Consider the following 3967-nt stretch of genomic DNA (forward strand, 5'->3'; position numbering starts at 1 on the left):
AGACCCCCTCGTGCCGGCACGATAACCGCATCTGTCGATACTTCCGGCAACCTTTCGGCCAACTCTGCCAACGTTGAGCCGCCGCTGACTGCGACGATTTCCGAATTTCCCAATAAAGAGGCAAGAATTTCGGCACCTTTACGTCCCAACTCTTCCTTGGCCGTCTTATCCCGATCACTGTTTCCGGGCACGATATACACGTGCTCCAGTTGTAATTCCTTGCGAATTTGTTTCTGCATATCGTCCAAGTTATTCAAATGGACGAAACAGTCCAGAAGTTCCGGCATCAGTCGGTGGCCTTCCGCTTCCAACTCAATACCGGCTGTTGTAAATCGGACTATTCCGTTGCGTCTCAACACATCCACATGTGCTCGTACAACTCGTTCGGAAAAGCCTGAAAGAGTGGCGAGACTTCGCCTTCCTACAGGCTGCGCATCGGAAATATGGCGTAACAACAAATACCGTTCTCTTACTATCCCCGTTACGTCGGGTGCTATTTTTTGAAAAACGTCGAGAAGACCGACTTTCATCTTCTTCCTCCTGTGTTTATCGCCATACCCGCATGCGACTTTCCTTATAAGCCCTTCGAGCCGATATATGCGGCTAAATCATTTACTCTCAAGGAATAGCCCCATTCATTGTCATACCAGGCGACTACTTTAATCATATTGCCGTCAACCACCTGCGTATCCAACCCGTCCACAATGGAACTGTGTGTATCGCTGATATAATCGGACGACACGGTAGCATCTTCCGAATAAGCCAATATCCCCTGTAAGGGGCCTTCAGCCCATTTTTTAAGTGCTCCGTTTACTTCTTCTACGGTTACGTTCTTTTCCAAAACGGCAACCAGGTCCGTCATGGAAACATTCGGCGTCGGTACACGCAGAGCCATGCCCGTAAACTTTCCCTTCAGTTCGGGCAAAACAAGGGCTACGGCCTGAGCTGCGCCGGTAGACGTAGGAATAATGGATTGTGTCGCACACCGGGCACGACGTAAATCCTTATGTACCGAATCAACCAAGTGCTGATCATTCGTATACGAATGAACGGTCGTCATCATACCGCGAACAATACCAAATTCGGTTGAAAGAACCTTGGCTACGGGAGCCAGGCAGTTCGTTGTACAAGATCCGTTCGAAACAATGTGGTGCTTGTCCGGGTCGTACGTTTCTTCATTAACTCCCATAACAATAGTAGCATCCGCATCCTTACCGGGTGCCGTTATAACAACCTTCTTGGCACCGCCCGCCAAATGTTTGGACGCCGATTTATGATCCTTAAACTTGCCCGTCGATTCAACAACAATATCGACTCCCGCTTCTTTCCATGCAATATTGGCCGGATCCGTTTCATTCATAACCGGAATAGGCCGGCCATCCACAACCAGAGCCTGTTTTTGCGTATCGTACGATACGTCATGATTCCACGTGCCGTGTACGGTGTCAAACTTTAACAAGTCGGCCATAATAGGACCGACCGAACGGTTATTAATAGCCACAATCTCTACATCAGGTTGCGACAATGCCGTTCTGAATGTGCATCTGCCGATTCTTCCGAACCCGCTGATACCGATTTTTACTGTCATTCCGCGTCCTCCTTACTCCTATTTCCAATTGGCTTTTATAAAAGCCGGTGTATCTTAGCATTTACATTATAAATATATACTAAATACGATTTAATGTAAACTATATGCAGAGTTTTTTCCCTGAAGGTCGCGGGTATCGTGCTGTGCTATTTAAATTTAGTGTATACTATTTATTTTAATCATCAATCAAATTGTGACCCGTCATCTGAGCCGGCTGTTTCATTCCTGACATATACAGCAAGGTAGGTGCTACATCAGCCAAGATCCCGTCATGTAAATGAGCCTCTTTATGTTCTTGGCTGACAAGAATACAAGGTACATGATTGGTAGTATGCGCCGTATAGGCAGAACCCGAAGTCGGATCCGCCATTTTTTCGGCATTTCCGTGGTCGGCAATGATTAATGCCTGCCCGCCGTGTTCTAAAAGCAAATCCGTAATCTTTCCGACACAGGTATCGACAGTTTCGACAGCCTTAACTGCGGCCTTCATATCGCCCGTATGACCGACCATATCGGCATTGGCAAAATTCAGAATAACCATATCATAAATACCCTTGTTCAGCTCTTTTATGACCGCATCCGTCACTTCGTAGGCACTCATTTCCGGTTTCAAGTCGTAAGTAGCAACTTTAGGGGATGCAATAAGAATCCGATCTTCCCCGTCATTTTTCGCTTCTTCGCCACCGTTAAAGAAATAGGTTACATGAGCATACTTTTCCGTTTCGGCAATGCGCAACTGTTTTTTACCCGCTTGAGCAAGCACTTCCCCCAAAGTGCTATCCAAGTGTTCTTTACCGTATATAACATGAACAGGTAATGAATCTTCATACGTTGTCATAGTCGCAAAATACAGATTATGCAGTAAGGGCCGTTTGAATCCTTCAAAAGACGGGCTGACAAAGGCTTCCGTCAATTGACGTGCCCTGTCGGGGCGGAAATTGAAGAAAATCAGAGAATCGCCGTCACGAACAGGTACCTTTTTTAATACCGTCGGTACGACAAACTCGTCGGACACGTCACGGGCATACGAATTATCCAGGCATTCCTGCCAATCTTTTGCCGTTTCGCCGTCCCCGTCTGCTACAGCTCTGTAGGCTTTTTCTACACGGTCCCATCGTTTATCTCGATCCATAGCATAGTAACGGCCGCTGATCGTAGCGATTTCACCCGTACCGATACGCCGGCATTCTTCATCCAGTTCCGCTAAATACTCGCCGGCACTGCGCGGCAGTACATCTCGGCCGTCGAGAAAGGCATGAATGTACACTTCTTTAAGGCCGTACGAGGCAGCCATTTCAAGAAGGCCGTACAAATGCTTTTCACTACTGTGAACACCACCGGGTGACACAAGCCCCATAAGATGCAGTGCATGTCCGCCGGCCGCATTCTTCATAGCCTCAATTAAAGCAGGCTTATCAAAGAAAGCCCCCGTTTCTATATCCTTTGTAATTTTCGTAAGAGATTGATAGACAATGCGACCGGCACCGATATTCAGGTGGCCTACTTCCGAATTGCCGATTTGTCCGTGAGGCAGTCCTACGGCTTCGGCGGAAGCTTCCAAATACGAGTGCGGATATATTTGCATCAATTTCGGCAAAACTTTAAGATTCGCTTGAGCTACTGCATTGTATTCTTTCTTTTCGCTCAACCCGAACCCGTCCATAATAATCAACATGACCGTATTCTTCTTTGCCATTATCATTCTCCTTTACATCATACCGAAGGCCGTAAACAAAACAGGCAGGAGATTCCTCTCCCGCCTGTCGGTAACTTATTGCCTCTTCGTTTCGGCCACCCGCACAAGCGGATTATTTTTTGCTGTTGTAGTCATTCATTACGGCAATCAAATCGCAAACCTTGTTGGAATAGCCGATTTCATTGTCATACCAGGATACAACTTTAACGAACGTATCCGTCAAGGCGATACCTGCATCGGCATCAAATACGGATGTCAACGTGCAACCGAGGAAATCGGACGATACGACCGCATCTTCCGTGTAACCGAGGATTCCCTTTAATTCTCCTTCGCTCGCCTTCTTCATTGCAGCGCAGATTTCTTCGTACGTTGCCGGTTTTTCCAAGTTAACCGTAAGATCGACAACCGATACATCCAAGGTCGGCACACGCATAGCCATACCGGTCAACTTACCGTTCAATTCGGGAATAACCTTACCTACGGCTTTAGCTGCACCCGTAGACGAAGGGATAATATTTCCCGATGCGGCACGACCGCCGCGCCAGTCCTTGGCAGACGGTCCATCAACGGTTTTCTGTGTAGCCGTTGTCGAATGAACAGTTGTCATCAAACCGTCCTTAATGCCGAAAGCGTCGTTCAACACTTTCGCAACCGGTGCCAAGCAGTTGGTCGTGCAAGATGCA

General features: G+C 47.5%; 4 protein-coding genes. All 4 read right to left on the reverse strand.

Annotation, left to right across the window (positions count from 1 at the left end; all coding sequences use genetic code 11):
* On the reverse strand, positions 1-530 hold a 530-nt coding region (locus PGX78_RS06650), incomplete at its 3' end, for a sugar-binding domain-containing protein (RefSeq protein ID WP_333523975.1).
* A 44-nt stretch (positions 531-574) separates the two neighbouring features.
* The gene (gap, locus tag PGX78_RS06655) at positions 575-1588 is read right to left on the reverse strand and encodes a type I glyceraldehyde-3-phosphate dehydrogenase (RefSeq protein WP_006943230.1); all 1014 of its coding nucleotides are present in this window, start codon (positions 1586-1588) and stop codon (positions 575-577) included.
* A 175-nt stretch (positions 1589-1763) separates the two neighbouring features.
* On the reverse strand, positions 1764-3284 hold the full coding sequence (gpmI, locus tag PGX78_RS06660) for a 2,3-bisphosphoglycerate-independent phosphoglycerate mutase (RefSeq protein ID WP_270446026.1): 1521 nt from the start codon (positions 3282-3284) through the stop codon (positions 1764-1766).
* A gap of 112 nt (positions 3285-3396) precedes the next feature.
* On the reverse strand, positions 3397-3967 hold a 571-nt coding region (locus tag PGX78_RS06665), incomplete at its 5' end, for a type I glyceraldehyde-3-phosphate dehydrogenase (RefSeq protein ID WP_442864807.1).

It is taken from the genome of Megasphaera sp. AF13-6AC (assembly GCF_027685385.1).
GTDB lineage: Bacteria > Bacillota > Negativicutes > Veillonellales > Megasphaeraceae > Megasphaera > Megasphaera micronuciformis.

Bases quoted from the DNA above. Each gene is read 5' to 3' on its own strand.
- gap (WP_006943230.1), bottom strand. From the start codon at position 1,588: ATGACAGTAAAAATCGGTATCAGCGGGTTCGGAAGAATCGGCAGATGC.
- gpmI (WP_270446026.1), bottom strand. From the start codon at position 3,284: ATGGCAAAGAAGAATACGGTCATGTTGATTATTATGGACGGGTTCGGG.